Below are 25,808 nucleotides of genomic sequence, written 5' to 3' on the forward strand. Positions count from 1 at the left end.
ACTGCCCGGCATGATCAAAGGAATTGCGCTACGGGAGACCGACGGATTGCCGAATCTCGTGAATTCGGACGGCCCTTGAGAGGTTTCCCACATCACATCGTCATCACAAAGCCCCTGTTACGACCGGGTACACACCTCACTCGCTGTAACGTCGTTTGGGTGCGTACCGAACGAAACCTCACCCGGAGTCTGGACCGGGTGTTCGCCAGGCTGGATCGTGAGCCGGAACGACCGGCTCACATCGATGTGCCGAGGATGAGCCGGCACAGGGTCGTTCTGTTCTCGTCGACCCTGGCTTTCTACCTGGCGATCGTGTGGGCCGTGATCACCACTTCATGGCTCGTCCGGCTCGACTGGCGAGTCATGTTCTTCAGGCCGTACCAGCAGTGGCCGCAGATCCACGCCTTCCTCGACTACTACGTGGTGCTCGGCCAGCGCGGCCCCACCGCCGTCATGGTCGCGGCCTGGCTCGGCTGGCGCTCCTGGCGTCAGCACACGCTGCGCCCGCTGCTCACCCTGGCCGCCTCGCTGCTGCTGCTGAACATCACGGTCGGCGCCGCCAAGCTCGGCATGGGGCGGCTCGGTCCGCACTACGCGACCGTGATCGGCTCCAACGAGATGGCCCGCGGCGGCGATATATTTCCCAGCGGCCACACCGCCAACGCGGTCGTGACCTGGGGGATCCTGGCCTATCTGGCCTCCACCCCGCGGGCGCGGCGCTGGCTGTCCGCGCTCTCCGCCGTCACCTCGCTCGGTGTCGGGCTCACCACCGTCTACCTCGGTACGCACTGGCTGAGCGACGTGCTGCTGGGCTGGGCTGCGGGACTGCTGATCATGCTCGCGCTGCCCTGGTTCGAGCCGCTCGTCGCCCGGACAGAGACGGCGCTGTTCTCCCTCCGCGACCGCTGGCGCGCCCGCCGCACCAGGCCGGTTCCGGCACCCGCCGCACCGGTCGCCCCGGTGCCGCTCCGTCCGCTCACCGCGCCCGCCGAACACGCGGTCGCGGCGGCCCGCGAACCGGTGGCGTCGGGCCGCGGCACCAGGACCCCGATACATCTGGCGCCCGGACCGCACACGCCCCGCTCCGAGCGCAGCCCGGTCACCCCGGCGGGCAGCCGCCGGCCGCAGCACGCCGAGCGGCTGCCGCGCGGCTCCTCCCCGTCGGCCCGCCCCCTCACGGGCGGCTGACCCGCCGTCACGGCCGCGGGACCCGGTACGCACACCGCCCGCACCGCGAAGAGGCCCCTCTCCCGTACCGGGAGCGGGGCCTCACGCGTACGGGGGCCGGCTCGCCCCCGCGCCGTAACGTGCACGGGGGCCGGAGCGCGCGCGTGGGCCGGAGCGCGCACGGGGTCCGGACGCGCACGGGGGCCGGAACGTGTACGCGGACCGGAGCGTGTACGAGGGCCGGAGCGTGTACGCGGACCGGAACGTGTACGAGGGCCGGAGCCGGGTCAGCCCTTCCAGGCGCGGGCCACCCGGCCCTCCCGCACCTCGAAGTTGAGCCGGCCGAACCGGTACTCCATGGTGATGACCGTGCCCGGCGGGAGCGACCGCACCGTGGCCCAGCCCCGCTCCCGGGCGAGCCGCTCTGCCTGCGCGGCGTCGAGGCCGACGTACCCGTCCGGACTGTCCTTCGGCTCCTCGGGCGGAGGGGGAATCGATGTCATGCGGCCACGCTAGGCGGCATCGGGCGGCGGCGGAAGGCGGTCCCGCCGCAGGTCCCCGGCTTCCCCTCCCGTCACACTTCTGTCACAGCTTCCGGTGGCCCGATTCCTTCGAACTCCGTCACACGATCGGGGGTTTCCGCTCGCCTTCCCGGGGTAATCGAACAGAATTCCCGCGTGCCGGAGCGCCCCGCCGAATTCCCTGGCGGAATGCGCCCGTGCGGCCGCGCGCCGACGACGTCCGACTGGGAATCCGCCGGAATCCGCGGCCGGATCAGGACAGCTGACGGCGCATAGGAATTTCACCGGTCCCGCACACAACCGCCGTACGCATCACGCCGGCGGGCGAAGCGCGGACCGGCCCCCGGCCGTCCCGACGGCCCGCGGGCGGGTCGGGACGGCCGGGGGCCGGTGGCCGGCGGTGTCGGGTCCGGTCCCCACGGCGGTCCGGTGCCGGCGGCTTCCGGAGCCGGTCCCCGTGGTGCCGGGGCCGGCTCCGGCGGTCGGGTCAGACCGCGAGGTGCTGCCCCGGGACGATCAGATCGGGGTCGTCCCCGATGACGTGCCGGTTGACGGCGTAGAGGTGCTGCCACGAGGTGCCGTGCCGGGCGGCGATGATGCTGAGGGTGTCCCCCTCGCGCACCCGGTAGCCGCCGTGGCCGCTCCGGCTGCCCGCCGGGGCCGCCTGGTGCCGCGGGGTCCGCGCGGGTGCGGACCTCGTCGTCGCGGACTCCTGGGTGGCGGAGCCGGACCTCGTGCCGGACGGTGCCGTGCCCGGGTGGGCCGCCGCGGGCGCGCCGCCCGAGGCTCCGGCGCGGCTCGCGCAGACCGGCCAGGCTCCCCAGCCCTGGGCCCCCTGAACCTTGGTGGCGACGGCGATCTGCGCGCTCCTGGAGGCCTGGTCGGCCGTCGGGGCGTAGGCGGAACCGCCGTACGCGCGCCAGGTGCCGGCGGAGAACTGGAGCCCGCCGTAGTAGCCGTTGCCGGTGTTGATGTGCCAGTTGCCGCCGCTCTCGCACTGGGCGATGCGGTCCCACACTCCGTTGTCCGCCGCTGCGGCCTCGCCGCTCACGGCCAGCAGGCCCAGCGGGGCCAGCAGTGCCGCCCCGGCGAGGGCGGCCGTCGTACGGCCCTTGCGGGCTCCGTCGTGACGAGCGGTGTTGCGGGTGGTATCGGCACACTCGGACATGTAATTCCCTCTCCACATACCCGGGCTCCCCCGGGCGAGGGCGCCTCGCCGCGCATGACCGCGGTTCCGCGCGCCCCGCCCCGTCCGCCGCGTCCGGCCGGGCGATCCTGCGCTGCCCGTGCCGGCCGGGAGGACGTTCCCGAGCGGTGCTCGTTGCACACGGCGGAGGAATCTAGGGAGAAGAGCGGGGTGATTTCAACCAACTCCCTGTCATTCCAGGCCAGTTCGGGGTTACCTCGGGTAGCGGCCAATTCCGGACAGCCACTTCATCGGTCTATTTCATGATTTGCCGACCAGCCATCGAGAGGATGTGTGACCCACTTCACTCTTTCAAGTTCCTTGACAATGTACGGAGTTGACGGTGAGTGTCAGAACCCGTACCAAAGGTGACCGTGTGCGTCGGGCGGTTCGATTCCGTGCCCAGCGGGGCGTGACCCCCACCACAGGACGCCCGTTGTCTTCTTCATGAGCCCGGAACCCCGGGGCTCATCGGCCGGGAGCCACCCGGCCGACCCAGCACGCATCCCGAGGGAGCCCCCGTGCCGCGCATGCTCGACGTGAGTGACGCCGTACGCGCCGAGATCGGCGACGAAGAAGCCGACCGGCTGCTCGCCGGAGAGAACGCCCCGGGCAGTTACGACTGCACGTCCTGCCGTACCCCGGGCGACTCCGAGCAGGAGCGCACCAGCACCGTTCTGTTCGTCGGCGACGAGACCGCCGTGCTCGCCTTCGCCCACGCCGGATGCCTGCCCTCCCAGGTCGTACAGGTCACCGAGGAGCAGCTCCAGGGCGCCGTCCGCTCCATCGGCGACGGCGTCGCCCCGGGCGCCGGCCAGGCCGGCGCGGTGCCCGCGCAGAGCGCGCCCGAACAGGCCGTGCTCGGTGTGACCAGCGGACTCGTGCTGATCGAGGGCGAACTGCACCCGGCGCTCGTCGTCGAGCCCACCACGCCGATCGCCCGCCCGGGCACCGCCGGGGCCGGTGACGACTTCCTGCCGCTCCTCGCCGAGCAGGGCTTCATGCCGATGAGCGAACTGACCACCGTCCCGCCGGTGCTGCACGGCTGGTCGGTGCTGCTCGCGGTGGGACAGCTGCACGCGGTGCTCCAGCCCGGGCCCCACGCGGGCCAGCCGGTGGCCTGGTGGCAGGCGCACCAGCCGCTCCAGGTCACGGACAGCTGGCGGGCCGCCGCGAACAAGCACCAGCAGGTGCTGATGTTCGCGGCACCGGTCGGGTCGATCGGCCGTCAGCCCCGGGAGGACCTGCTGCGGATGTCGCTCGACAAGGCCGCGGCGGAGGGCAAGCTGGTGGCGGCGGCGCTCCCGCTCGCCGGCACCTGAGCCCCTCCGACGCCCCGGTACCGACCGCGACTCCCCCAGGAGCGACCACCGGTCCCGCAGGGTCTGCGGCCGCGATCACGTGGGCGCACCCGGCGGACACACGGGGCGCCGCCGGGCCCACGCGGGCGACGCTCCCACGCGGGCGACCGCCGGTCCCACAGGGGCGGCGCCGGTCGCACGTGGGCTCACCCGGTGGACACACGGGGCGGCGCCGCTCCCACGCGGGCGGCCGCCCGCCGCGCACGCGTGAGCGCGGCCGCAGCCCCGCGTGTCCGTGTCCGCCGCCGCGCCCCCGTGTGTCCGCCGGGGGCGCGGCCGCGCGGTGAGGCCGCATCCCTTTGGATGCGCCGTCGTTTGGACATACGTGCACGCATACGACATCCCCCACCGCCGGTCCGTCTTCTCGCCCGTACCGGCCGCCCGAGCCGGGCAGGACGGCACCGGCGGGAACTCGGCCACGCCCATCTACGACACGCTCTACGCGGAGTGGGTCAAGACCTTCCGCACGCTGCCGGGGGACCGCAGCGGTGAGGAGGATCTGGGCTTCACCGCCTTCGGGAGCCTCCCGCAGAGCACGGGCACCTACGGCGGCCACCGGCCGGGGTCGTTCAGCAGCTCCTACAGCGCCTACAGCGCCGGGGCCTACAGCGCGCGCCAGCAGTCGCAGTGGCAGCGCGTCGGCACGCTCGGGCGGCCGCACGAGGCCGGCGGGACGCAGCACGTGCCGGCGGCGCTGCCCCCCGCACCCCGCCGGGGCGCGTGAGCGAACGGCGAAGGGCGGCTCCCCGCGGAAGCGGGAGCCGCCCTTCGCCGTTCGGCCCTGCGGGCCGTCACTTCTTCTTCGCGCCGCGCTTCTCGCGCACCCGCACCGAGATGTGGATCGGGGTGCCCTCGAAGCCGAACTCCTCGCGCAGCCGGCGCTCGATGAAGCGCCGGTAGCCCGCCTCGATGAAGCCGGAGGCGAACAGCACGAAGCGCGGGGGCTTGGTGCCGGCCTGGGTGCCGAACAGGATGCGCGGCTGCTTGCCGCCCCGGACGGGGTGCGGGTGGGCGGCGGCCAGCTCGCCGAGGAAGGCGTTCAGGCGGCCGGTGGGGACACGGGTCTCCCAGCCCTCCAGGGCCGTCTCGATCGCCGGGACCAGCTTCTCCATGTGCCGGCCGGTGCGCGCCGAGACGTTGACGCGGGGCGCCCAGGCGACCTGGCCCAGCTCCGTCTCGATCTCCCGCTCCAGGTAGTAGCGGCGCTCCTCGTCGAGGTTGTCCCACTTGTTGTAGGCGATGACGACGGCGCGGCCCGCCTCGACGGCCATGGTGACGATGCGCTGGTCCTGGATCGAGATGTTCTCGGAGGCGTCCAGCAGGATGACCGCGACCTCGGCCTTCTCCACGGCCGCGGCCGTGCGCAGGGAGGCGTAGTAGTCGGCGCCCTGCTGGAGGTGGACACGCTTGCGGATACCGGCGGTGTCGACGAACTTCCATGTCTTGCCGCCGAGCTCGATCATCTCGTCGACCGGGTCGCGGGTGGTGCCCGCCAGCTCGTTGACGACGACGCGGTCCTCGCCGGCCACCTTGTTCAGCAGCGAGGACTTGCCGACGTTCGGGCGGCCGATCAGGGCGATGCGGCGGGGGCCGCCGACGGCCGAGCCGAAGGTCTGCGCGGGCGCCTCCGGCAGCGCGTCCAGGACGGCGTCCAGCATGTCGCCGGTGCCGCGGCCGTGCAGCGCGGAGATCGGGTGCGGCTCGCCGAGGCCCAGGGACCACAGGTAGGCCGCGTCGGCCTCGCCGCTCTGGCCGTCGACCTTGTTGGCGGCCAGCACGACCGGCTTGCCGGCCTTGCGCAGCAGGCGGACGACCGCCTCGTCGGTGTCGGTCGCGCCGACCTTGGCGTCCACGACGAAGACGACCGCGTCGGCCGCCTCGATCGCGTACTCGGCCTGCGCGGCCACGGAGGCGTCGATGCCGAGGACGTCCTGCTCCCAGCCGCCGGTGTCGACGACCTTGAAACGGCGGCCGGCCCATTCGGCCTCATAGGTGACGCGGTCGCGGGTGACGCCCGGCTTGTCCTCGACGACCGCCTCGCGGCGGCCGATGATCCGGTTCACCAGCGTCGACTTGCCGACATTGGGGCGGCCGACGACGGCGAGCACGGGAAGCGGGCCGTGGCCGGCCTCCTCGATGGCGCCCTCGACGTCCTGGATGTCGAAGCCCTCTTCGGCGGCGAGCTCCATGAACTCCGCGTACTCGGCGTCACCGAGCGCCCCGTGGTCGTACTCGTGCGCGGCCGAGCCGTCGGGCTGGATGTGGTCGTTCATGAAGTCCGTACCTCGTCGTTCATCGTGGTGATCGGTGGAGTGACCCGTGACGGGCCGGTTCCACTACTCAAGTGTCGCCCAGCGCCCGGTGAGGCGCCTGGCGTTTTCCAGGTGGGTGGTGAGCTGCTTCTGGATCCGCCCGGTCGCCTCGTCCAGCGCCCGGCGGGTGCGCCGCCCGCTTCCGTCACCCGCCTGGAACGGGTCTCCGAAGACGACGTCGACCCGCGAACGCAGCGGGGGCAGCGCCTTGACCAGCCGTCCGGGCCGGTCGGCGCTGCCGAGGACGGCCACGGGCACGATCGGCGCGCCGCTGCGCACCGCGAAGTACGCGAGGCCGGCGCGCAGCGAGGCGAAGTCGCCCTCGCCTCGGGTGCCCTCCGGGAAGATGCCGAGCACTCCCCCGCCGTCCAGGACACCGAGCGCCCGGGTGATGGCGGTGCGGTCGGCGCTGGTGCGGTCCACCTTCAGCTGGCCGATGCCGGTCAGGAAGGGGTCCAGCGGGCCGACGAAGGCCTCCTGCTTGATCAGGAAGTGCGTCGGCCGGGGCGCGACGCCCATGACCATCGGACCGTCGATGTTGTGGGAGTGGTTCACGGCGAGGATCACCGGTCCGGTGGCGGGCACCTTCCAGGCGCCCAGCACACGCGGCCTCCACAGCCCGTACATCAGGCCGACGCCGATGCGCCGGCCGGCCTCTGCGCCCCGTCCGGACGGGAGGTCCGCCTCCTGGCGGGAGGGTCGGCTCACTTGCCGGCCCGCTTCTCCTCGACCAGGGTGACGACGCACTCGATGACCTGGGCGAGGGTGAGCTCGGTGGTGTCCACCTCTACCGCGTCGCCGGCCTTGGCCAGCGGCGAGGTCTTGCGGCTGGAGTCGGCCGCGTCCCGCTTGATCAGCGCCTCGCGGGTGGCGTGGACGTCGGCGCCCTTCAGCTCGCCGCTGCGGCGGGCGGCGCGGGCCTCCGGGGAGGCGGTCAGGAAGATCTTCAGGTCGGCGTCCGGCAGCACGGTCGTACCGATGTCGCGGCCCTCGACCACCATGCCGACCTCGGCGGCGGCGGCCAGCGAGCGCTGGAGCTCGGTGATCAGGGTGCGCACCTCGGGGACCGCGCTGACCGCGCTGACCTTGGAGGTGACCTCCTGGGTGCGGATCGGGCCGGCCACGTCGATGCCGTCGACCACGATGGTCGGGGCGGACGGGTCGGTGCCCGAGACGATCTCGGGCTTGCCGGCGACGGCCGCGATCGCGGTCGGGTCCTCGAGGTCGATGCCGTTGGTCACCATCCACCAGGTGATCGCCCGGTACTGGGCGCCGGTGTCCAGGTAGCTCAGGCCGAGCTGGGCGGCCACGGCCTTCGACGTGCTCGACTTGCCCGTGCCGGAGGGGCCGTCGATCGCGACGATGACGGGCTTGGCGGTCGGAACGCCGTTTTCCACGGGTGGACACCTTCCTGGTGCGGTGCGGTGAGCGGAGTCGAGCGACAGTCGAGAGACGGTCGGTGGACGCGGAGGGCGCCCGGGACAAGGTTACTGGGTGCGGGTCACTCGTCCGGCCGCGCGTCCGGACGGCGGAGGATCACGCGGGTACGGCCGCCACGCACGGAAGCGGAGGACCGAGCCCCGAGGAGGCCGCGACGCGCGGAAGCGGCGCGACAAGCCCCCGAGGAGGCCGCCGCGCACGGAAGCGGCGCGCGGGGACCCGGGCGGGCCGCCGCGCGCCGGAGCCGCGCACGGGTGCCCGGGGCCGGCCGGTCCCGAAGGGGCGGCCGGCCCCGGGCGCGGGGGCTACTGCCGCAGCGCCCAGCCGCGCTCGCGCAGCGCGGCGGTCAGCTCGACGGTGAACTTCGGCTCGACCATCAGCTGCACCAGACCGGCCCGCTGCCCCGTCGCGTGCTCGATGCGCACGTCTTCGATGTTGACCCCGGCCCGGCCCGCGTCCGCGAAGATGCTGGCCAGCTGCCCCGGTGAGTCGTCGATGAGCACGGCCACGACCTCGTAGACCCGCGGCGCGGACCCGTGCTTGCCCGGCACCCTGGTCTGGCCGGCGTTGCCGCGGCGCAGGACGTCCTGGATGCCCGCGTTGCCCTTGCGGCGCTCGTCCTCGTCGGAGGACTGCAGGGCGCGCAGCGCGCGGACGGTCCCGTCGAGGTCGGCGGAGACGTCCGCGAGCAGGTCGGCGACCGGGCCGGGGTTGGCGGAGAGGATGTCGATCCACATCCGCGGGTCCGAGGCGGCGATCCGGGTGACGTCCCGGATGCCCTGGCCGCACAGCCGTACGGCGGCCTCCTCGGCGTTCTCCAGCCGGGCGGCGACCATGCTGGAGACCAGGTGGGGCATGTGCGAGACGAGGGCCACGGCGCGGTCGTGGGCGTCGGCGTCCATGACCACGGGAACGGCCCGGCAGAGCGAGACCAGCTCCAGTGCGAGGTTCAGCACCTCGGTGTCGGTGTCCCGGGCCGGGGTGAGCACCCAGGGGCGGCCCTCGAAGAGGTCGCCGGTGGCGGCCAGCGGGCCGGACTTCTCCCGGCCGGACATGGGGTGGGTGCCGATGTACCGGGCCAGCACGGCCGGGTCCAGGCCGCGGGCCTCCAGTTCCCGGCGCGGGCCGCCCTTGACGCTGGCCACGTCGAGGTAGCCGCGCGCTGCGCCGCGGGCCATGGCGTCCGCGAGGACGGAGGCCACGTACGCGGGCGGGGCGGCGACGATCGCGAGGTCCACGGGGCCCTGGGGCGGCTCGTCGGTGCCGGCGCCGAGCGCGGCCGCCGTACGGGCCTGCTGGGGGTCGGGGTCCTCCAGGTGGACGGTGACGCCGCGCTGGGTCAGGGCGAGCGCGGCGGAGGTGCCGATGAGGCCGGTGCCGATGACGAGCGCGGTCCTCACTGGGCGATGTCCTTGCGCAGGGCGGCGGCGGCACCGAGGTAGACGTGCGAGATGTCGGCGCGGGGCTTGTCCGACTCGATGTGCGCGAGCACCCGGACGACCCGGGGCATGGCGCCCTCGATGTCGAGTTCCTGCGCGCAGATCAGCGGGACGTCGACGATGCCGAGCGACCGGGCCGCGGCGGCCGGGAAGTCGCTGTGCAGGTCCGGGGTGGCGGTGAACCAGATGCTGATCAGGTCGTCGGTGTGGAGGTCGTTCCGCTCCAGGATGGCGGTGAGCAGCGCTCCGACCTGCTCGTCCATGTGGCCGGCCTCGTCCCGCTCCAGCTGGACGGCCCCCCGGACCGCTCGTATCGCCACGGTGCTGCTCCTCACTGACGTGCGTGCCGACCGGTGCCGGCTCGTGGTGCGTCCAGCCTAGTCAGCACGCGCGGACCCGGCGCGCACCGCCCGCCCTCCGAGACGTCGCCGGGCCGGGGGGCTGCGGACCGGGGCGTGTACCGGGACGCGTCCCCGGCACGGCGCGGAGACCGGGTCGGGGGCGGCGGGGCCGGGGCTCGCGGGGGCCGGGCGGGGCGGGCGGCCGCGGGGGGCCGATCCGGTGACGCCGGGTCCGGGGTTCCTTCGCGGGGCGCGTCTTCGGCGAAAAGGGGCGCGTCTTCGGTGAAAAGATGACCGCACTTGAGGCATTCCTCCCGTTACGTACGTTCGGAGTGATGACATGACCCAGCCCGCGACGCGGCGCACGATTCTCTCGACGGGTGCCGCGGCGCTCGCGGTCGGATGCGTGGGATGCGGCGGCAACGACAGCACGTCCACCACCACCGGCGCCGCCGACAAGACCCCGGCCGACTCCTCGGCCAGCCAGGACGCGGCGGCCTCCACCGGGCAGGTGCTGGCGCGCACCGCCGAGATCCCGGAGGGCGGCGGCAAGATCTTCCGGGAGCGGAAGATCGTGGTCACGCAGCCGTCGAAGGGTGAGTTCAAGGCCTTCTCGGCGGTCTGCACCCACCAGGGCTGCACGCTGGCGAAGGTCGCGGACGGCACGATCGACTGCCCCTGCCACGGCAGCAGGTTCCGCGTCACCGACGGCTCGGTGGCGCACGGCCCGGCGACCAGGCCGCTGCCGGCCGAGGCGATCAAGGTGGAGGGAAACTCGATCCACCTGACGTGAGGGTGCCGCGTACGCTCCCGGCATGCGGCACGAGACCCCCGGGCGGGCACCGGTCCCCGAGAGCAGCGACGCCACCACGAGCACCGGCAGCGCCGAACCGGCCGGCGTCGCCGGGCGCTCCCGGAGCACCGGGACCACCGGGCGCGCCGGCATCGCCGAGAGCCTGGTGCTCGACCACACCGTCTACGCCTGCGTCATGGGCTCGCGGGCCTTCGGGCTGGCCACGGAGGGCAGTGACACCGACCGGCGGGGCGTCTTCCTCGCCCCGACTCCCCTGTTCTGGCGGTTCGAGAAGCCGCCGACGCATGTGGAGGGGCCGGGCGAGGAGCGCTTCTCCTGGGAGCTGGAACGGTTCTGCGAGCTGGCGCTGCGCGGGAACCCGAACATCCTGGAGTGCCTGCACTCGCCGCTCGTGGAGCACCTGAACGGCACGGGCCGCGAACTGCTGGATTTGCGCGGCGCGTTCCTCTCGCGCGAGGTGTACGGCACCTTCACCCGCTACGCCCTCGGCCAGCGCCGCAGGCTGGACGCCGACGTGCGCACGACGGGCGCCCCGCGCTGGAAGCACGCGATGCACCTCCTCCGCCTGCTGGGGAGCGCCCGGGACCTGCTGCGCACCGGCGAACTGCGCCTGGACGTCGGCGAACTGCGGGAGCCGCTGCTGGCGGTGAAGCAGGGCGAGGTGCCCTGGGCGGAGGTGGAGGCCCGCATGGCCCGGCTGGCCGCCGAGACCGAGGAGGCTCTGCGCCGCACCCCCCTGCCCGCGGAGCCGGACCACGCGCGCGTGGCGGACTTCCTGTTCCGGACCCGCCGCGCCTCAGCCGAGGCGGACGCGGACCGTGAAGTCGTGCAGCGCGTCATGGGCGCTGGGCTCACCGGGCAGGGCTGAGGTCTTCTGCGCCTCGTCGAGCGCGAGGTGCAGCCGCTCGACGTCGGCCGCCACGCGCGCGAGGTCGACGTCGGCGCGGCCGTGCTCGTGCTCGGCCTTGGCGGCGATGAGCTGCGGCAGGTAGGCGGGCGCGTCGAGCCGCTCCAGCAGGGTGGGCAGATGGGCCTGGACCTCGCCGGTGCGCATCAGGAGGACGCCGGTGAGGAGCACCCGGAACGTGTAGAGCAGCGGCTTGAGTTCGCCGGTCTTCTCGAACAGCCGCCACTGGGTGACCGCGAAACCGCGGTAGTGGTGGGCGTGATGGCTGGTGAGGACGCCCGGGACGAGCGACACCAGTTCGCGGTGGGCGTCGGTGGTGTGCGCGACCAGGGGCGAGAGGAGCTGCTCCAGCACATAGCCGTTGCGCCGGAGCATCAGCCGCACGAACTTGCGCAGATCGTGGGTGACGAGGTCCATCTCGACGCCCTCCCGCACCCAGTCGCGCGAGCGCGTCTCCTCCGGCTCGCGCAGTCCCACCAGGTCGGCGGCGGGCAGCAGATGGACGCCGCGCAGGTCGAGATCGGAGTCCTTGGACGGGAAGCCGTAGAGGTGGGCTCCGGAGACGGTCGCGAACAGCAGGGGATCGGGCTGCTCGGCTATCACCGGCGTCAGGTCCATGTCGAGGGTGTCGATCATGTGCCTAAGCGTCCCAGAGCGTCCCCAGTTCCAAAAGATCGCCTCGGTACTCGATCCGGCCGGCCCACGCGTCCGGCCACGCGTCCGCGCCGAGCCAGGCGCCAGCGAAGGCGCCGGTGAGGCAGGCGATGGAGTCGGAGTCGCCGGAGGAGCAGGCGGCCCGGCGCAGGGCGGTCACGGGCTCGTCGGGGAAGAGCAGGAAGCACAGCAGCCCGGTGGCGAGGGCCTCTTCGGCGATCCAGCCCGCGCCGGTGGCCAGGCACGGGTCGGTCTCCGGGGAGACCCGGCCGACGGCCTCCTGGAGGCGTCCGAGGATCTCCAGGCACTCGTCCCAACCGCGCGCGATGAAGTGCTCGGGGCTGGGGTCCTGGGAGCGGGTCCACAGGTCGCCGAGCCAGACGTGGTCGTAGCGGGTGCGGTTGTCGCAGGCGTAGGAGCGCAGCCGCCCGACGAGTCCGGCCGGGTCGGCGCCCCGGGCGAGCAGGTGGACCGCGTGGGCGGTGAGGTCGGAGGCGGCGAGCGCGGTGGGGTGGCCGTGGGTCAGCGCGGACTGGAGCTGGGCGGCACCGGCGCGCTGGGCGTCGCTCAGCCCCGGGGCGAGGCCGATCGGCGCGACGCGCATGTTGGCGCCGCAGCCCTTGGAGCCGGTCTGGCTTGCGTCCTGCCAGGCACGGCCCTCCTCCTTGAGCAGCGCGCAGGCGGTCAGGCAGGTACGGCCGGGGGCGCGGTTGTTGTCGGGCGACCGGTACCAGTCCACGAACTCCTCGCGCACCGGCGGCTCCAGCCGCCGGGGAGCCAGGTCCCCGTGCCCCAGAGCGGTCCTGAGTCCGCGCCCGAGAGCGAGGGTCATCTGTGTGTCGTCGGAGACGAAGGCGCGCTTCGGCAGCTCCATCTCCCGCCAGGGCCCGCACTTGGCGAGGATCGAGGGCATGTCGTCGAACTCGGTGGGAAAGCCCAGCGCGTCCCCGAGGGCGAGGCCGACGAGGGATCCGGTGGCGGCGCGCTTGCCCGTCTGGCTGGTGGTCATGCGGAGTGTCCTTCCCGGGACGGCCGGAGCAGGGGCGGGTGCAGGGCGGTGGCGGTGCCGGCGCGGTAGAGGGCGGCGGGTTTGCCGCGGCCGCCGGTCAGCCGGGCGGCGCCGGGCACGGGTTCCACGAAGCCGGGCGTGGCCAGCACCTTGCGGCGGAAGTTGGGCCGGTCCAGGGCTGTCCCCCACACCGTCTCGTAGACCCGCTGGAGCTCGCCGAGGGTGAACTCGGTCGGGCAGAAGGCGGTGGCGAGGCGGGTGTTCTCCAGCTGGGCGCCGATCCGGTCGTGGGCGTCGGCGAGGATCCGGTCGTGGTCGAAGGCGAGCCCCCGGACGGTGTCGTACGGGACCCAGCGGGCCTGCGCCGCGTCACCGCCGCCGCGGGGTTCGAAGGGCTCGGGCAGCAGAGCGGTGAAGGCGACGGACACGACCCGCATCCGGGGGTCGCGGCCGGGCTCGCTGTAGGTGCGCAGCTGTTCCAGGTGCAGCCCGGTGACGTCGTCCAGGCCGGTCTCCTCGGCGAGTTCGCGCCGGGCGGCCGTCTCGGCGGACTCCTCGGGCAGCAGGAAGCCGCCGGGCAGGGCCCACCGTCCGGCGTACGGCTCCTGCCCGCGCTCGACGAGCAGGACGTGCAGGGCGCCCTCGCGCAGGGTGAGCACGGCGAGGTCGACGGTGACGGCGAACGGTTCGTAGGCGTACTTGTCGTAGCCCGTCACTCCGGCCTCCACGACGGTCTCCCCTTTATGGTCAACATGACTAGTAGTCATCCTGACTATAAAGAGTGGCGGCTCCGGTTCGCAAGCCCTCAGCGCCTCCCTCCGCGTCTTCCGCGCAAACAGCGGCGGCCGGTACCGGGAAACCCGGTACCGGCCGCCACGGAGCCGCTGAGGCGCTCCTGGAGGCAGGCCGACCTAGAGGTCGACCTCCTTCATGAGCATCCCGACCTCGGTGTTGGACAGGCGGCGCAGCCAGCCCGACTTCTGGTCGCCGAGGGTGATCGGCCCGAAGGAGGTGCGCACGAGCTTCTCGACCGGGAAGCCGGCCTCGGCCAGCATGCGGCGGACGATGTGCTTGCGGCCCTCGTGGAGGGTCACCTCGACCAGGTAGTTCTTGCCGGTCTGCTCGACGACGCGGAAGTGGTCCGCGCGGGCGTAGCCGTCCTCCAGCTGGATGCCGTCCTTCAGGCGCTTGCCCAGGTCGCGCGGGATCGGGCCGACGATCGCCGCGAGATAGGTCTTCTTCACGCCGTACTTCGGGTGCGTGAGGCGGTGCGCCAGCTCACCGTGGTTGGTGAGCAGGATGACGCCCTCGGTCTCCGTGTCGAGCCGGCCCACGTGGAACAGGCGGGTCTCACGGTTGGTGACGTAGTCGCCGAGGCACTGCCGGCCCTCGGGGTCCTCCATCGTCGAGACGACACCGGCGGGCTTGTTGAGCGAGAAGAACTGGTACGACTGCGTGGCGACGGTCAGACCGTCGACCTTGACCTCGTCCTTCTCCGGGTCGACGCGGCGGCCCTGCTCCAGCACGATCTCGCCGTTGATCTCGACCCGGGCCTGCTCGATCAGCTCCTCGCAGGCACGCCGGGAGCCGTAGCCCGCGCGCGCGAGGACCTTCTGCAGACGCTCGCCCTCCTGCTCGGCGCCCGGGAAGGTCTTGGGGAGCTTGACGTCCTTCTTGCCGGCGTACCGCTCCCGGTTGCGCTCCTCGGCCCGCGTCTCGTACTCACGCGAGCGCGAGGGCTCCGTACGGCCGCGTCCGGCGCCCTGGGGCTGCCGGGGGCCGCCCTTGGCGCCGCCGCGCGCCGCGCCGCCACGCCCGGACTTGGGGCCGTCCTTGGTGGCGCCGGGGCCCACGTCGTAGCGGCGCTCCTCGGGGCGGGGCTTGCTGGGACGGCCCTGCCCCTGCCGCTCATCCCTGTTGTTGCCGGCGCCGCGGTAGTTCCCGCGCCCGCCGCCGCTCTTGCCGCTGCCGCTGCTTCGCATCAAAGTTCCGTCTTAGTCGTCCGCATCCTGGCCGCCGGGCGCGTCGGGCGCGTCCGGGTCGAACGACGGTACGCCTTCCTGGGTCTCGGCCTCGATCGCCTCCGCCTCCGGGAGGAAGGGCGCGAGCTCCGGGAGTTCGTCCAGACCGCGCAGGCCCATCCGCTCCAGGAAATAGTTCGTCGTCCTGTACAGGATCGCACCTGTTTCGGGTTCCGCGCCCGCCTCCTCGACCAGACCCCGCTGAAGAAGGGTCCGCATCACCCCGTCACAGTTCACTCCGCGCACCGCGGAGACCCTGCTGCGGCTGACCGGCTGGCGGTACGCGACGACGGCCAGGGTCTCCAGGGCCGCCTGGGTGAGACGGGCTGTCTGGCCGTCCAGGACCAGCCGCTCGACGGCGGGCGCGTACGCGGCACGGCTGTAGAAGCGCCAGCCGCCCGCGACGAACCGCAGGTCGAAGCCGCGGCCCTGCACGGTGTAGTCGTCGGCCAGCTCCCGCAGCGCGTCGGCGACCTGCCGCCGGGGCCGTTCGAGGATCCGGGCCAGATGCTCCTCGGTCGCGGGCTCGTCCACGACCATGAGGACCGCCTCCAGGGCGGGCTTGAGGTCGAGCCCGGCGACGGTACGGGGTCCTGCCGGAAGTTCTGCGGTCTCCTCGCTCATGCCCTCGTCCTCTCCGCCGCTTCCTCGGCTTCCTCGGCGTTCTCGCGCTCCTCGGGGGTCCCGGGCGGCCGGTCGAACTCGTCGGTGACCAGCGGTGCCGGGTCCGCGTCCCCGCCGGTCCAGCGCACCAGCAGCTCGCCGAGCGCGGCCTCCTGGTCCAGGGCCACGGCCTTCTCGCGGTACAGCTCCAGCAGCGCGAGGAAGCGGGCGACGACGGTGAGGGTGTCGTCGGTGTCCTCCACCAGCGCGCGGAAGCTGACCTCGCCGAGCTCCCTCAGGCGCACGGCGACGATGCCCGCCTGTTCCCGCACGCTCACCAGCGGGGCGTGGATGTGGTCCACGTACACCTGCGGCTCGGCCCGGGGCTGCATCGCCTTGACCGCGAGCCGCGCGAGGCCCTCGGGTCCGATGCTGATGACCACCTCGGGAAGCAGCTCGGCGTGGTGCGGTTCGAGGCCGACGGTACGGGGGCGGCGCAGGGCCTCCTCGTCCAGGCGCTCGTTGAAGATGTCGGCGATCCGCTTGTACGCCCGGTACTGGAGCAGCCGCGCGAACAGCAGGTCCCGGGCCTCCAGCAGCGCCAGGTCGGCCTCGTCCTCCACCTCGGCGACGGGCAGCAGCCGGGCCGCCTTCAGGTCGAGCAGGGTCGCGGCGACCACGAGGAACTCGGTGGTCCGGTCGAGGTCGCCGTCCGGCCCCATGGCCCGGAGGTACGTCATGAACTCGTCGGTGACCTGGGACAGCGCCACCTCGGTGACGTCCATCCGGTGCTTGGAGATGAGCTGGAGCAGCAGGTCGAACGGCCCCTCGAAGTTCGCCAGCCGCACCTTGAAGACCCCGTCGGCGGGCGGGGACGCGGCCCGTTCGGACGCGTCGGGTGCGGACGCGGCGCGTGAGGACGCGGCGGATGCGGACGCCTCGGGCCGGACGGCGGCTGGCCCGGGCGCCGGAGCCTCGGGGGGCTCAGCGGCTGCCGCCGGGACGGTCCCCTCCGGCACGGGGCGCGCGGCAGGCGCGGGCGGCCCGGCAGGTGCGGAGGGGGCGGCAGGCACCGGGGGTGCGGAGGGGGCGGCTGGCACCGGGCGCGCGGAGGGTGCGGGAGGTGCGGAGGGGGCGGCAGCCGCGGCAGGCGGCGGGGGCCCGGCCGGTTCGGGGCGGGCGGCTCCCGGGCCCCGGCCCAGGGCGCGTCTGCGTCCGGGGGCGGGGTCCGAGGCGGGAGCGTCGTTCGAGGTCATGGCCGTCGCAGGCTACCGTCTGGCGCCCGGTGAGCCCCCTAGGGCCTTTCTTCCGGATCGGGCCGGGGCGGCTCTGCGGCGCCTCACAGCAGGCCCGAGCGGGGTCCGGTGCGTGCGGCTGCGAGGCGGAGGAGGGCGCCGACGCGGCGCGTCGGCGACCGACGACGACGCCGCTGGGGGCACCCCTGCTCGCAGAGCTCGGGGGAACGCGTGCAGGACCCCGCGACCCCGGCAAGATCCGAAAAGACAGGCCCTAACGCCCCCGCAGCCGCCGTACCAGGATGCTCGCCTCGCCGCGCGACTCCAGGTCGGCGAGGACCACGGCGACCGCCTCGCGGACGATGCGGCCGCGGTCGACGGCGAGGCCGTGCTCGCCGCGCAGGACCAGCCGCGCGTGCTCGAGGTCCATGAGTTCCTCGGCCGAGACGTACACGGTGATCTTCTCGTCATGGCGTTCGCGCCCGCTGGGGCGCCGGTTGGCCTGGCGTCCCCGCTTGCGCGGCTGCGCGTCCGCGTCCGCGGAACCTTCCTGCGCCTGCCGCCGGGCCGGCCGGGTGCGGGACTCCCCGCCCTCGGCGCCGTCGGATCCGACCGCCGCCGCGTGTTCCGCGCCCTCGCCGTCGCCGCCCTGGGCGGGCACCGACTGCGGCGCGTCCTCGGCGGCTGCCGCGGCCGAGGGATCGCTCTCCCCCGCGGGAGCCGGCACCCGGGCCTCTCCGCCCACCGCGCGGCGGGGAGAGGACGACTGGAGCCCCATCCCCCCGGTCGTGCGGAACAGCTCGTCGGCCCCGGGCAGACTCACTCGGCGTGACACCGGGCGAGCACCTCCCTGGCGAGCTGGCGGTAGGCGGCGGCACCGACGGAGTTGGAGGCGTACGTGGTGATCGGCTCACCGGCGACCGTGGTCTCCGGGAAGCGGACCGTGCGCCCGATGACCGTGTGGTAGACGTGATCGTCGAAGGCCTCGACGACACGCGCGAGCACCTCACGGCTGTGCACGGTGCGCGAGTCGTACATCGTGGCGAGGATGCCGTCCAGTTCGAGCTCGGGGTTGAGCCGCTCCTGGACCTTCTCGATCGTCTCGGTCAGCAGGGCCACACCGCGCAGGGCGAAGAACTCGCACTCCAGCGGCACGATCACCTTGTGCGCGGCCGTCAGCGCGTTGACGGTGAGCAGGCCGAGCGAGGGCTGACAGTCGATCACGATGTAGTCGTAGTCGTCCATCAGGGGCTTGAGCGCCCGCTGGAGCGTCGACTCGCGCGCGACCTCGGAGACCAGCTGGACCTCGGCGGCCGACAGGTCGATGTTGCTGGGCAGCAGGTCCATGTTGGGGACCGCCGTCTTCAGCAGGACCTCGTCCGCCGACATGCCCCGCTCCATGAGCAGGTTGTAGACGGTGAGGTCCAGCTCCATCGGGTTGACACCGAGACCCACCGACAGCGCGCCCTGCGGGTCGAAGTCCACGAGCAGCACGCGCCGGCCGTACTCCGCGAGCGCGGCACCCAGGTTGATGGTCGACGTGGTCTTGCCGACGCCGCCCTTCTGGTTGCACATCGCGATGATCTTCGCGGGGCCGTGGTCGGTCAGCGGGCCCGGGATCGGGAAGTACGGCAGCGGGCGCCCGGTCGGGCCGACGCGCTCGCGACGCTGGCGTGCCGCGTCGGGCGCGAGCGTGGCCGCGTACTCCGGATCGGGCTCGTACTCGGCGTCGGGGTCGTAGAAGTGCCCCTCGGGCAGTTCGTCGTAGTCGGCGAAGTGGTTGTGGGGCGCGCCACTTCCGTCGCCGGCCATGGCGTTCACGTGATGGCCATCCATGCTCTGGTGTGCTGTCCGGGCCGTCTGCGGCGCCGGACTCTGGTGGGCTGCGAAGGTGCGCACTGCGACGGAGCCGACAGCCTCGAATCCCGTGGACCCCTGGCCCTGTGCCGGCATTCCTGGTTGACCACCCCCGGGAGAAAATGTCGACTCATTCACAAGTCGTCTTACCTCCTTGGTGACCAGGAAACTTCTAGACAAGGTCAGCGTGGCACCATGCCGACGGTTGGCGACTCTATGGCGTGTCGGCGGTCCGCAGCAACACAATCCGCCGGACCCGGCAGGATGTGTCGGCAATGAAACATCCCTCTGTCAAGGGCGTACAGCCGTCGCACCGCAGGTTTCACCGGTGTGCGAATCGGGCGAAGGGTTACGTTCGAGGCGAGTTGGTCCAGTGTCGCAAAGTGACCATACACACATCCGGCCGGACCTTGTCGGGCAAGGTCCGGCCGGGTGCGCGGTGTTGACGACCAGGGTTGACGAATCACCATTCGCCTGATGGCGACTTAGTGACTCACCAGGTCGCGGGCGTCAGCCGAGCACGGTCTCCAGGTCCACGTGCTCCATGCCGAGCGCCTCGGCGACCTCCTTGTAAACGACCTTGCCCTCATGGACGTTGAGGCCCTTGGCGAGAGCGGCGTCGCGGCGCAGCGCCTCGACCCAGCCGTTGTTGGCCAGCGACACGACGTACGGCAGCGTGGCGTTGGTGAGGGCGTTGGTGGAGGTGTTCGGCACCGCGCCCGGCATGTTGGCGACGCAGTAGAAGACCGAGTTGTGCACCCGGAAGGTGGGCTCGGCGTGCGTGGTGGGACGGGAGTCCTCGAAGCAGCCGCCCTGGTCGATCGCGATGTCGACAAGGACACTTCCGGGCTTCATGCGGGACACCAGCTCGTTGGTGACCAGCTTCGGAGCCTTGGCGCCCGGGATGAGGACCGCGCCGATGACGAGGTCGGCGTCGAGGACGGCCTTCTCCAGCTCGAAGGAGTTGGACATGATGGCCTTGACCTTCGTGCCGAAGATCCGGTCGGCCTCGCGCAGCTTGTTGATGTCGCGGTCCAGCAGCGTCACCTCGAAGCCCATGCCGATGGCGATCTGCGTGGCGTTCCAGCCGGACACGCCGCCGCCGATGACGACGGCCTTGGCCGGGGTCACGCCCGGGACGCCGCCCGGCAGCACGCCGCGGCCGCCGGCCGGGGCCATCAGGTGGTAGGCGCCGACCTGCGGGGCCAGCCGGCCCGCGACCTCGGACATCGGGGCCAGCAGCGGCAGCGCGCGGTTGGCCAGCTCGACCGTCTCGTAGGCGATGGCCGTGGTGCCGGAGTCCACCAGGGCGTCCGTGCACTCCTTGGACGCGGCCAGGTGCAGGTAGGTGAAGAGGATCTGGTCCTTGCGGAGGCGGTGGTACTCCTCCGCGATGGGCTCCTTGACCTTCAGCAGCAGGTCGGCGGTGGCCCACACCTCGTCGGCGCTGTCGAGGATGGCGGCACCGGCGGCCGTGTACTCCTCGTCCGTGATCGAGGAACCGAGGCCGGCGCCCCGCTCGATGACGACCTGGTGGCCGTTGCGCACCAGCTCGTGCACGCCGGCGGGGGTGATGGCCACCCGGAACTCGTTGTTCTTGACCTCGCGGGGGATGCCGACCTTCACGTCGATCACGGTCCTTGACTCAGGGGGTATGACGGGTGCGTCACCTGCACATAACCATGCATGCCGGCGCACACCGGGAGACACCGCAGGAGAACGTGCGGCAGAGCCAGTTTAATGAAGGCGTTCCGAGTGTCTAGCCTTTCATTGCATCAATCTTCACCAGATGTGCTGCGGATTTCGCAGGCATCGTCGCCGTCCCTGCCGCAGACCTCGTCCTCCGGGGCCTCTTCCACCAGCATGCGCTCCGCCGCGACACGGTGCAGGCGGGCCGCGACCGGGTCGCCGAGACGGTCCAGGGTGTCGGCGAGCCGGAGCTGGAGCGCGGCCTGGAGCCGGGTGTCCTCGGCCCGCCGCGCCCACTCGATCGCCTCCCGGCAGGTGCCCAGGGACTCCGCCGGGCGGCCCGCGTACTCCTGGACCCGGGCCAGCTCGCTCAACGCGCGCGCGTGGGCGGGCACATCGCCGTCCTTGCGGTATCCGGCGACGGCGGCCCGCCAGTTGCGCAGCGCCTCGCCGTAGCGGCCCGCGTAGGTGTGGGCGGTGCCGATCCGGCCGTACAGCCGGGCGGCCTGCGCGCGGTCGTCGCGGGCCAGCCGGTCGGCGAGGGCGCGGCCGAACCAGTCGGCGGCCCGGTCGTGGTCCCCCAGCTCCTGGTAGGCGCCGCCTACGGATTCCATCGCGCGGCCGGTCGCGTACGGGTCGCCCGCCTCGCGTCCGGCGTCCAGGGCGGCCCGGTAGCGGACCAGCGCGTCCCGGGTGCGGCCGGTCTGGGCGTCGAGGTCGCCGAGGTTCAGCAGGGCCGCGGCCCGCTCCCGGGGCAGCCCGCGCCGCTCGGCGACGTCGAGGACGAGCCGGTGGACGCCGTACAGGTCGGGTGCGGCGGCCTGGGTGCCGACGTGCGCGACCAGGGCCCTGACCAGCTGGGACATCAGCCGGCGGGCGAGGGTGTCCAGCTCCCCGTCGGCGACGGCGAGCCGGACGGCGGCCAGCAGGGCGGGGCGCCGGACGTCGAGCCACTCGGCGGCGGCCCGGGGGCTCGGGAAGCGCAGGGCCGGGGGCAGCGCCTGCAGCTTCTCCCGGGCCTGCGGGCTGTCGGTCTCGGTGATCGCCCGGCAGGACTGGAGCAGCCGCACATCGCGTTCGAGCAGGCGGGCGCGGGCCAGCTGGAGCTCGCCCGGCCGCTCCTGGCTCTCGGCCAGGGCGTGCAGCAGGGGGTGCAGGCAGCCGGGCACGTCGTACTCGGGCAGCGGGGAGGCGACGGGCCGCAGCAGGCCGACGGACACCAGCTCGTCCAGCGCGCCGCGCGCGGCGTCCACCGAGCAGCCGGCCAGGGCGGAGGCGGTGTGCGGGTCGACCGGCGCGGGCGGGGCCTGGGAGAGCAGTCGCAGTATCCGGGCGGCCTGGCCGGGCAGCTGGTCGTGCACGAGCCGGAAGACCCGGGCGAGCGGGGTGCCGTCGGCGCCGTCCTCGGCGTCCTTGTGCAGCCGTTTGGCGAGGTCGGAGACGGCCGCCTGGGGCCGGGAGGCGAGCCAGCCGCCGGCCAGCGTGAGCGCGGCCGGCTGGCCCTGGCAGGCCTCGGCCAGGGTCTCGGCGGCGCGCGGGTCGACGGTGATGCGCACCGAGCCGGTGTAGCGGGTGAGCAGGGCGACGGCGGACTTGGTGTCCAGGCCGCCGAGGGTGCAGGGGCGGACGTCGGCGATGCCGGTGAGCGGGCCGCCGGAGACGGCGACCACCAGGCAGTCGGGGGCGTCCGGCAGCAGCGCGTCGACTTGGTCGGCGCTCGCCGCGTCGTCCAGCAGGAGCAGTCGCCGGCTCCCCGCGAGGGCCTCGCGCAGCATCTCGGTCAGCTCGTCCTCGGCCGCCCCGGCGGGGGCCGGCACGTCGAGCGCGGTGAGCAGGTCGCGGGCGGTGCGCTCGACCGGTACGGGGGTGCCGCCGGGCTCGCTGAGCCGGGCCCGCAGGACTCCGTCGGGGTAACGCTCCGCCACCTGCCGCACGAGTTCCTCGGCGAGCGCGGTGCGGCCGGAGCCGGGGCGGCCCGCGATGAGGAGCACGCGGGCGCGGGGCGCCTTGCGGCCGGCGAGGGTGTCCAGTCCTGTGCGTTCGATGTCGGCGCGCAGTTCCTTCAGCTCGCGTGTCCGGCCGAGGAACCGGCCCTCCGCCGCCGGGGCTCCCGACAGCCGAACGCCGCCTGTGTCCACCGCCTGATCCGTCACGGGCCACACTCCCGTCCCACCGCACGCGCAAGCCCGCCGGGTCTCCGGTGCGGGCGATCAGAGCCTAGTTCACTCTCTGCGACGTTCCCGGCGGAGCGGGGCGGGTACATCCCTCGATCGGATCAGGCGATGGTCACACCAATGCGCCGGTGGGGGCGCGGGACACGCGAGGGAGCGGTCAGGAGGCGAAGGGGCGCGCGGGCCAGGGCGCGTCGGCCGGGCGCAGGGCGTCGACGCCGTCCCCGGCGCGGGCCGCGAGCAGCGAGAGCACGCCCACGACGAGGCAGTTGTTGTGCACGTCGCCGGCGAGCACCAGGCGCGCCAGTTCGTCCACCGGCACGCGCGCGTACGCCATGTCGGTCTCCTCGTGCTCCGTCACGAAGCGCTCGCCCTCGGCCTCGGACAGATCACGGGCGAGGAAGATGCGGACGGCCTCGTCGCAGCCGCCGGGGGTGGTGTAGACGTCGGTCAGCACCCGCCAGTCCTCGGCCTTGACGTGGGCCTCCTCATACAGCTCGCGCTGGGCGGCGTGCAGCGGGTTCTCGCCGGGCACGTCGAGCAGGCCGGCCGGGATCTCCCAGAGCTTGTGCCGTACGGGGTGGCGGTACTGGTTGATGAGCAGCACCCGGTCCTGCTCGTCGAGGGCGAGGACGGCCACCGAGCCGGGGTGCACCTGGTAGTCGCGGCGGGCGACCGAGCCGTCGGGCATGACCACGTCGTCCGTGCGCACGGAGGTCTTGTTGCCCGTGAAGGGGGTCTCCGTCGCCCGGATCTCCCACTCCTCGGGGGTGTCCTTGATGGTCATGCCCTGTCCTCCCACGCGCTTGCGAAAAGTCCGGCTCGACGAAAAGCCGGGGTGCGCACCTGGGAAGGTCCGCACCCCGGCCACCGTACAACCGGTGTGTTACTTCGACGTCTTCCGCTCGACGGCGGCCTTCACCAGGCCGGCGAACAGCGGGTGCGGGCGGGTCGGACGCGAGCGCAGCTCGGGGTGGGCCTGCGTGGCGACCAGGTAGGGGTGGACCTCACGCGGGTACTCGACGTACTCGACGAGCTTGCCGTCGGGCGAGGTGCCCGAGAAGAGGATGCCGGCCTTCTTCTCCAGCTCCGCGCGGTAGGCGTTGTTCACCTCGTAGCGGTGGCGGTGGCGCTCCTCGACGTACTCCTTGCCGTCGTACACCTCGCGCACGATGGAGCCGTCGGCCAGCTTCGCCGGGTACATGCCCAGGCGCATGGTGCCGCCCAGGTCGCCCTCGCCGGAGACGATGTCGAGCTGCTCGGCCATGGTGGAGATGACCGGGTGGGCGGTGCCCGGGTCGAACTCGGTGGAGTTGGCGTCCGGGATGCCGGCCAGGTTGCGCGCGGCCTCGATCACGACGCACTGCAGGCCGAGGCAGAGGCCCAGCAGCGGGATCCTGTTCTCGCGGGCGTACTCGATGGCGCCGACCTTGCCGGAGACACCGCGGTCGCCGAAGCCGCCCGGGATGCAGATGCCGTCGACGTCGCCGAGGGCGGCGGCGGCACCGGCCGGGGTCTTGCAGTCGTCCGAGGTGACCCACTTGATCTTGACGCGGGCCTTGTTGGCGAAGCCGCCGGCGCGCAGCGCCTCGGTCACCGACAGGTAGGCGTCGGGCAGGTCGATGTACTTGCCGACCAGGGCGAGGGTGATCTCGTGGTCGGGGTTGTGGACGCGGTCCAGCAGGTCCTCCCACGTCGTCCAGTCGACGTCGCGGAAGGGCAGGTCGAGCTTGCGGACGACGTAGGCGTCCAGGCCCTCGGCGTGCACGACCTTCGGGATGTCGTAGATCGAGCGGGCGTCGGGGCAGGCCACGACGGCGGCCTCGTCGACGTCGCACATCAGCGAGATCTTGCGCTTGATGGCGGTGGGGACCTCGCGGTCGCAGCGCAGCACGATCGCGTCGGGCTGGATGCCGATGTTGCGCAGCGCGGCGACGGAGTGCTGGGTCGGCTTGGTCTTCAGCTCGCCGGAGGGGCCGATGTAGGGCAGCAGCGAGATGTGCACGACGAAGACGTTGTCGCGGCCGACCTCGTGGCGGACCTGGCGGACGGTCTCCAGGAACGGCAGCGACTCGATGTCGCCGACGGTGCCGCCGACCTCGGTGATGACGACGTCCACCTCGTCGGTGGCCATGCGGCGGATGCGGTGCTTGATCTCGTTGGTGATGTGCGGGATGACCTGGACGGTGTCGCCCAGGTACTCGCCGCGCCGCTCCTTGGCGATCACCGTGGAGTAGACCTGACCGGTGGTGACGTTGGCGGAGCCGTCGAGGTCGCGGTCGAGGAAGCGCTCGTAGTGGCCGATGTCCAGGTCGGTCTCGGCGCCGTCGTTGGTGACGAACACCTCACCGTGCTGGAAGGGGTTCATCGTGCCCGGGTCGACGTTCAGGTACGGGTCGAGCTTCTGCATCACGACGCGCAGGCCGCGAGCCTTGAGCAGCATGCCCAGGCTGGAGGCGGTGAGGCCCTTGCCGAGAGAGGAGGCGACACCCCCGGTGACGAAGATGTGCTTGGTCGTCGTGGATTTGGGCGTCATGGCCAAGAGGGGGCTCCCGTGGTCGCTGTCTGTGATGCGGTGCGGCTGCCGGCCCGGAGGATCTTGTGATTCCTCGCGGGGCGCCGTCGCTGCGGTCCGGGGGTTTTTCCGGCCCACCGTCCACGGGCTACCAGGGTATCAGCGCCCGGAGGGGATGGCTTCCGGCCACGCTCCGTACACACCTCGGCACGGCCGCGGGCGGCGGCGCGGGCTCCGGCGGCGGCACCGGGCGGAACCCGTGGCACGGCCGGGGACCTTCACCCGATGCTCACTCGTTCGGCTCACACGGGTTGCCCGGAGCGGCGCGCAGATCATCTACGTGCGTCGTATCCTGCTCGGACACTCGCTGCCGGGCCCGCCGGACGACGGCACACCCCCGCCCATCACCCGGAACCACGGAGGCGCGGCAGTTCGTTGAGCAAGGACTGTCGTGTTGCCTCAGGGCTCGGCGGCTGCTTTGCTTCACCGCTCAACGACGCACAACAACACCCCTTGACCGCACCAAGCGACAGCCCCTGCGCGGGGATGACGTGGCCGTTCGACTG

The 25,808-nt window shown here is 72.8% G+C and carries 24 protein-coding genes; 5 read left to right on the plus strand and 19 right to left on the minus strand.

Going from position 1 to position 25,808, the window contains the following annotated elements; genetic code table 11:
- The first annotated feature begins 159 nt into the window (after positions 1–159).
- The gene (locus ACIPRD_RS26165) at positions 160–1,188 is read left to right on the plus strand and encodes a phosphatase PAP2 family protein (protein ID WP_356399913.1); all 1,029 of its coding nucleotides are present in this window, start codon (positions 160–162) and stop codon (positions 1,186–1,188) included.
- Positions 1,189–1,454: 266 nt separating this feature from the next.
- Here ACIPRD_RS26165 and ACIPRD_RS26170 read toward each other — a convergent pair whose 3' ends face one another.
- Both ACIPRD_RS26170 and ACIPRD_RS26175 read right to left on the minus strand, forming a co-directional pair.
- On the minus strand, positions 1,455–1,670 hold the full coding sequence (locus ACIPRD_RS26170; RefSeq protein WP_401566403.1) for an I78 family peptidase inhibitor: 216 nt from the start codon (positions 1,668–1,670) through the stop codon (positions 1,455–1,457).
- Between the two features lie 505 nt (positions 1,671–2,175).
- A complete protein-coding gene (locus tag ACIPRD_RS26175) occupies positions 2,176–2,856 on the minus strand; it encodes a transglycosylase family protein (protein WP_401566406.1) in 681 nt (226 codons plus the stop codon).
- 539 nt (positions 2,857–3,395) lie between these two features.
- On the opposite strand from ACIPRD_RS26175, the gene ACIPRD_RS26180 reads away from it, so the two are divergent.
- On the plus strand, positions 3,396–4,196 hold the full coding sequence (locus ACIPRD_RS26180; RefSeq protein WP_401566409.1) for a hypothetical protein: 801 nt from the start codon (positions 3,396–3,398) through the stop codon (positions 4,194–4,196).
- 364 nt (positions 4,197–4,560) lie between these two features.
- Positions 4,561–4,959, plus strand: coding sequence for a hypothetical protein (locus ACIPRD_RS26185; RefSeq protein WP_356399905.1), 399 nt, complete (start codon positions 4,561–4,563; stop codon positions 4,957–4,959).
- A 67-nt stretch (positions 4,960–5,026) separates the two neighbouring features.
- Here the strand turns inward: ACIPRD_RS26185 and der are convergent, their stop codons facing one another.
- The 5 genes from der to aroH all read right to left on the minus strand — a co-directional run bounded on the left by der (position 5,027) and on the right by aroH (position 9,746).
- Positions 5,027–6,508 carry a ribosome biogenesis GTPase Der gene (der, locus tag ACIPRD_RS26190; protein ID WP_401566412.1) on the minus strand — a complete coding sequence of 494 codons (1,482 nt, stop codon included), beginning with the start codon at positions 6,506–6,508 and terminating at the stop codon, positions 5,027–5,029.
- A gap of 63 nt (positions 6,509–6,571) precedes the next feature.
- Positions 6,572–7,294 carry a lysophospholipid acyltransferase family protein gene (locus ACIPRD_RS26195; RefSeq protein WP_401566414.1) on the minus strand — a complete coding sequence of 241 codons (723 nt, stop codon included), beginning with the start codon at positions 7,292–7,294 and terminating at the stop codon, positions 6,572–6,574.
- Positions 7,252–7,944: a (d)CMP kinase gene (gene cmk / locus ACIPRD_RS26200; RefSeq protein WP_356399901.1), complete on the minus strand. Its 693-nt coding sequence runs from the start codon at positions 7,942–7,944 to the stop codon at positions 7,252–7,254. Before cmk ends, ACIPRD_RS26195 begins: the two co-directional genes overlap by 43 nt.
- Before the next feature lie 348 nt (positions 7,945–8,292).
- Positions 8,293–9,387: a prephenate dehydrogenase gene (locus ACIPRD_RS26205; RefSeq protein ID WP_356399899.1), complete on the minus strand. Its 1,095-nt coding sequence runs from the start codon at positions 9,385–9,387 to the stop codon at positions 8,293–8,295.
- Positions 9,384–9,746, minus strand: coding sequence for a chorismate mutase (gene aroH, locus ACIPRD_RS26210; RefSeq protein WP_401566417.1), 363 nt, complete (start codon positions 9,744–9,746; stop codon positions 9,384–9,386). Before aroH ends, ACIPRD_RS26205 begins: the two co-directional genes overlap by 4 nt.
- 361 nt (positions 9,747–10,107) lie before the next feature.
- Here aroH and ACIPRD_RS26215 point away from each other — a divergent pair, with 361 nt between their 5' ends.
- Positions 10,108–10,560 (plus strand): Rieske (2Fe-2S) protein, encoded by a 453-nt coding sequence (locus tag ACIPRD_RS26215; protein WP_356399896.1) that lies wholly within the window; start codon positions 10,108–10,110, stop codon positions 10,558–10,560.
- A gap of 196 nt (positions 10,561–10,756) precedes the next feature.
- A complete protein-coding gene (locus ACIPRD_RS26220) occupies positions 10,757–11,449 on the plus strand; it encodes a DNA polymerase beta superfamily protein (RefSeq protein WP_401566475.1) in 693 nt (230 codons plus the stop codon).
- Here the strand turns inward: ACIPRD_RS26220 and ACIPRD_RS26225 are convergent.
- The 12 genes from ACIPRD_RS26225 to ACIPRD_RS26280 all read right to left on the minus strand — a co-directional run bounded on the left by ACIPRD_RS26225 (position 11,378) and on the right by ACIPRD_RS26280 (position 25,263).
- Positions 11,378–12,124 (minus strand): DNA polymerase beta superfamily protein, encoded by a 747-nt coding sequence (locus ACIPRD_RS26225; RefSeq protein WP_356399892.1) that lies wholly within the window; start codon positions 12,122–12,124, stop codon positions 11,378–11,380. The two genes, ACIPRD_RS26220 and ACIPRD_RS26225, sit on opposite strands and share 72 nt — an antisense overlap.
- A gap of 4 nt (positions 12,125–12,128) precedes the next feature.
- Positions 12,129–13,151, minus strand: coding sequence for an ADP-ribosylglycohydrolase family protein (locus ACIPRD_RS26230; protein WP_401566421.1), 1,023 nt, complete (start codon positions 13,149–13,151; stop codon positions 12,129–12,131).
- Complete coding sequence (locus tag ACIPRD_RS26235; protein WP_401566478.1) at positions 13,148–13,867, minus strand: NUDIX hydrolase; 720 nt, start codon at positions 13,865–13,867, stop codon at positions 13,148–13,150. The genes ACIPRD_RS26230 and ACIPRD_RS26235 overlap by 4 nt, the downstream gene beginning before the upstream one ends.
- 195 nt (positions 13,868–14,062) lie before the next feature.
- On the minus strand, positions 14,063–15,133 hold the full coding sequence (locus ACIPRD_RS26240) for a pseudouridine synthase (RefSeq protein WP_356399886.1): 1,071 nt from the start codon (positions 15,131–15,133) through the stop codon (positions 14,063–14,065).
- Positions 15,134–15,145: 12 nt separating this feature from the next.
- Positions 15,146–15,796, minus strand: coding sequence for an SMC-Scp complex subunit ScpB (gene scpB / locus ACIPRD_RS26245; protein WP_356399884.1), 651 nt, complete (start codon positions 15,794–15,796; stop codon positions 15,146–15,148).
- Complete coding sequence (locus ACIPRD_RS26250) at positions 15,793–17,031, minus strand: segregation and condensation protein A (protein WP_401566424.1); 1,239 nt, start codon at positions 17,029–17,031, stop codon at positions 15,793–15,795. The genes scpB and ACIPRD_RS26250 overlap by 4 nt, the downstream gene beginning before the upstream one ends.
- Before the next feature lie 253 nt (positions 17,032–17,284).
- On the minus strand, positions 17,285–17,845 hold the full coding sequence (locus ACIPRD_RS26255; RefSeq protein WP_356399880.1) for a hypothetical protein: 561 nt from the start codon (positions 17,843–17,845) through the stop codon (positions 17,285–17,287).
- On the minus strand, positions 17,830–18,963 hold the full coding sequence (locus ACIPRD_RS26260) for a ParA family protein (RefSeq protein WP_356399878.1): 1,134 nt from the start codon (positions 18,961–18,963) through the stop codon (positions 17,830–17,832). Before ACIPRD_RS26260 ends, ACIPRD_RS26255 begins: the two co-directional genes overlap by 16 nt.
- Positions 18,964–19,377: 414 nt before the next feature.
- On the minus strand, positions 19,378–20,493 hold the full coding sequence (ald, locus tag ACIPRD_RS26265; RefSeq protein ID WP_356400537.1) for an alanine dehydrogenase: 1,116 nt from the start codon (positions 20,491–20,493) through the stop codon (positions 19,378–19,380).
- A gap of 149 nt (positions 20,494–20,642) precedes the next feature.
- A complete protein-coding gene (locus ACIPRD_RS26270; RefSeq protein ID WP_401566427.1) occupies positions 20,643–22,709 on the minus strand; it encodes a tetratricopeptide repeat protein in 2,067 nt (688 codons plus the stop codon).
- Positions 22,710–22,887: 178 nt separating this feature from the next.
- Entirely contained in the window at positions 22,888–23,514 is a 627-nt protein-coding gene (locus ACIPRD_RS26275; RefSeq protein ID WP_356399874.1) for an NUDIX hydrolase, read from the minus strand.
- Positions 23,515–23,613: 99 nt separating this feature from the next.
- On the minus strand, positions 23,614–25,263 hold the full coding sequence (locus tag ACIPRD_RS26280) for a CTP synthase (protein WP_356399872.1): 1,650 nt from the start codon (positions 25,261–25,263) through the stop codon (positions 23,614–23,616).
- Between the last annotated feature and the right edge of the window lie 545 nt (positions 25,264–25,808).

Source organism: Streptomyces sp. NPDC090108, from assembly GCF_044747185.1.
Lineage (GTDB): Bacteria > Actinomycetota > Actinomycetes > Streptomycetales > Streptomycetaceae > Streptomyces.

Excerpts from the sequence above, each read along its gene's own strand:
- ACIPRD_RS26170 (WP_401566403.1), bottom strand. The coding sequence starts at position 1,670 with ATGACATCGATTCCCCCTCCGCCCGAGGAGCCGAAGGACAGTCCGGAC.
- ACIPRD_RS26175 (WP_401566406.1), bottom strand. The coding sequence starts at position 2,856 with ATGTCCGAGTGTGCCGATACCACCCGCAACACCGCTCGTCACGACGGA.
- der (WP_401566412.1), bottom strand. The coding sequence starts at position 6,508 with ATGAACGACCACATCCAGCCCGACGGCTCGGCCGCGCACGAGTACGAC.
- ACIPRD_RS26215 (WP_356399896.1), top strand. The coding sequence starts at position 10,108 with ATGACCCAGCCCGCGACGCGGCGCACGATTCTCTCGACGGGTGCCGCG.
- ACIPRD_RS26220 (WP_401566475.1), top strand. The coding sequence starts at position 10,757 with ATGGGCTCGCGGGCCTTCGGGCTGGCCACGGAGGGCAGTGACACCGAC.
- ACIPRD_RS26225 (WP_356399892.1), bottom strand. The coding sequence starts at position 12,124 with ATGATCGACACCCTCGACATGGACCTGACGCCGGTGATAGCCGAGCAG.
- ACIPRD_RS26230 (WP_401566421.1), bottom strand. The coding sequence starts at position 13,151 with ATGACCACCAGCCAGACGGGCAAGCGCGCCGCCACCGGATCCCTCGTC.
- ACIPRD_RS26240 (WP_356399886.1), bottom strand. The coding sequence starts at position 15,133 with ATGCGAAGCAGCGGCAGCGGCAAGAGCGGCGGCGGGCGCGGGAACTAC.
- scpB (WP_356399884.1), bottom strand. The coding sequence starts at position 15,796 with ATGAGCGAGGAGACCGCAGAACTTCCGGCAGGACCCCGTACCGTCGCC.
- ACIPRD_RS26250 (WP_401566424.1), bottom strand. The coding sequence starts at position 17,031 with ATGACCTCGAACGACGCTCCCGCCTCGGACCCCGCCCCCGGACGCAGA.
- ACIPRD_RS26260 (WP_356399878.1), bottom strand. The coding sequence starts at position 18,963 with ATGCCGGCACAGGGCCAGGGGTCCACGGGATTCGAGGCTGTCGGCTCC.
- ACIPRD_RS26275 (WP_356399874.1), bottom strand. The coding sequence starts at position 23,514 with ATGACCATCAAGGACACCCCCGAGGAGTGGGAGATCCGGGCGACGGAG.
- ACIPRD_RS26280 (WP_356399872.1), bottom strand. The coding sequence starts at position 25,263 with ATGACGCCCAAATCCACGACGACCAAGCACATCTTCGTCACCGGGGGT.